This is a genomic window from Veillonellales bacterium, assembly GCA_039680175.1.
In the GTDB taxonomy this organism is placed as follows: Bacteria; Bacillota; Negativicutes; order JAAYSF01; family JAAYSF01; genus JBDKTO01.
The window spans coordinates 1-2,773 of the sequence record JBDKTO010000002.1 but is presented as its reverse complement, the minus strand read 5'-3'; the positions used below and the strand labels follow the sequence as shown (position 1 = coordinate 2,773).

The 2,773-nt window shown below is 40.0% G+C and carries 1 protein-coding gene; it reads right to left on the bottom strand.

Annotated features, from left to right (window positions below; all coding sequences use genetic code 11):
• Positions 1-284: 284 nt before the first annotated feature.
• On the bottom strand, positions 285-2,773 hold a 2,489-nt coding region (locus tag ABFC84_00400; protein MEN6411207.1), incomplete at its 5' end, for an N-6 DNA methylase.

The window sequence follows — 2,773 nt, the reverse complement described above, 5'->3', positions numbered from 1 at the left end:
TTCTTTGCGAGACTGTCAGCATGGGCTAGCTGCATCATCTCCGCGCAATTCAGTCAATGGACCCTGTGTAGCTGTTCTGCCCACGCGGGTGCGCATTCTTAAATTGCCTATTAAGGTCGCCATAAGGGCAACCTAGAAAATATACCACACCTACCCTGAAGAATGCAAGGGCAAAATGGTATATTTTTTATTCAATTTGGCTGCCCTTTTTGAGGAGCAGCCTCATTATAACTTATGATTTCAGAACGGCCAGAGAAGTTTGTGGGGTTGCGTGATAATGGGATTCAGTCGTGGCTGATTCCAAACAACTCCCCAACCAAGGTGTCATTGTCCTTTTCTAACTTCTTGATTTCCTCTACTTTGCCTTCAGGTTTTAATTGATGGCATTGCTTGGATATTTCAGCTAATTGCAGATGGAGCGCATTTTGGGGATCAAATTTGGGAATCCCGACATGCTCCATTACCGAAGGTGTGCCAAATCCGCGCCCCGCAGAAGAAAATGATTTGATAAAATCGCGAACCGGGGTTGAATTAATGATAGCGCAAAGGTAATGAGCTTCTGGCTCGTTGTTAGTAGCGATTAATGCTGTTGTATGCAATGGAATTACTGGTTTGTATCCAAATAGCGTCTTTTTCTGAGATATTACAGAAGCACTGAGTTCATTGCCCATCTGATTCCAAATTACTTTATAATTTGCAAATGTATAGTCGCCAATATTGTACTGACTATAAAAAGGATTATTTTGGTCTTTATGGAATTTGTTGTAGGCTGCCTGCGTTATTAAAAATTCCTTAAATCTCGTTAGGTAGCTATAAGTCCTAGGCCACTTTTGTTTCATTATATTTTCATCATAGCCTTTGTTGTGCTTATGTGGGTCTTGAACTATTAATGCAAAAATACTTATATCAACACCCCATTTATTGATATCAGAACCTCTTACAACAGGGAAAACTAAATCTGATTCTATTACTTCTTCAATGTTAGGAATTATTCGTTTTCCTTGACTAGTATTATTAGTAACCTTTAAATTGCCATTCAAAAGTTTTTGCTGAATATTTATCCAAAAAACACCATAAGGTGATGTATATGCTCCGGATCTAGCAACATAAAAATTGTTTCCTTTTATTTTTAACAACTTTTTACTGTCCATTAAGTAAGTCTGCCAAGCGCTATTATCTGAAGCAACGGGTCGTGCACTATATTTCCTATTAGTTAAGAGTGGTAAAACCTCATTAAGTACCCTATCCGTTTTTATTTTCCCGATTCCTTTTTTCTTGGTCCAAATAAAATATGGTACTGGATATTCAGTTTTTTCTCCTTTTATAAGAAAAATTGCTGCTGTTTTATTGGCTGCTCCTTCGAAGGGTTGAACAGAAACAAAATCATGAGCTTTTATTACTTTTAGATATTTACCTTCCCCTAACCTGAACCTTCTAAAACCTTCCCCAGCTCCTTTTGATTTAAAAACTTCTTGAGTGATGAGAAAACCTAATTTTGCACCTTCTTTGAGGTAATAATCTGCAGACGAATAAACAAATAGCATTGAAAAATCTGGCTTCGCTCCACCTAGCATTTGGGCGTATCCTTTGAGGGAAAATAATCCATAATCTTTCCATAATTTAAGAGTTGCAGTACGGTATGATTGAGAAAGGTAATCCCATCTAATCCACGGCGGATTGCCAACCACAAAATCAAATCTGCCGGCAATCATCGGGGCAAAGCTGTTCTTCAAAAACCTTGCCCAAATGCCATTTTTATTTTCGTTTTCCAATTTTAAGAGTTGATCATAAAAATCTCTTACGATGTCTTCATTGGTTGAAAAAACCAAGCCTTCATTTTTAAACCGTTCCAGCGCTTCTTCCGTAGAATAGTGATTCTTTACCATTTCTTCCACAAGCGGCGCAGCAATAGTGAGTAAGGTCCCGCCATTTCTTATCCATTCTGCAGGGATTCTAAATTTACCGACAGAGGTTGAAACTTCTAAAACTTCACCAAAGAGGTCAGCTGTTGTACTGGTAGGTGTCAAAACAGAATCTGTTAAATAAATCGGAATCTCCAGCTGAGGCAGCTCATTTACCAAATCTCCCATAGCAAACAAATAATTAGTGCGAGCAGCAATGACTGCCATGGGGTTCAAATCGAAACCCCAAATGTTATTGACGATTCTCTTAGCAATTTCAACGGGGGGTAAATTTTCTTCCTTACCATGTTCCCTGGCCCGCTGAATGGCCAGGACAAGGAAGGTACCAGAGCCGCAAGCCGGGTCCAAAAAGCGCTTGCGTGTGTTGCCGTTATAGCCAACTTCATTGAGTAATAATTCCGCTAACCAGTCCGGCGTGTAATACTCGCCAAGACTATGCCGCACTTCTTGCGGGACTAAGTATTGATAAAGTTTTTTGAGAAGATCGCGAGTTGAAACAGGGTCCAAAGTGCTCGTTGCTGGTTCAAATTCCGAAAGACCCCTGGCAACTTCCCTAATTGCATCTCTTAGCTCCGGTGAATCGAAAGCATCCAAATACCAACGGAAAAAATCGCCCTCTAAAAAGTTCGTGATCCCTTTGCGCGCATAGATGCCGCCGTTTTCGATATCTTCGATCTGCCTTTTCAGTTCGTCATCAGAGGCATGCACTAAATCTGAAGTAAGTGAAGAAGTAAATGAAGTCTCCCTCAGGCTAATAAGCTCCGCTGCAATGAGCTTCATCAAAAGGGCAAAATAGGTGTGAACGCAAAATAAAAGTTCCTGAAAATCTGTTTCTCTGCCCACAAGATAAA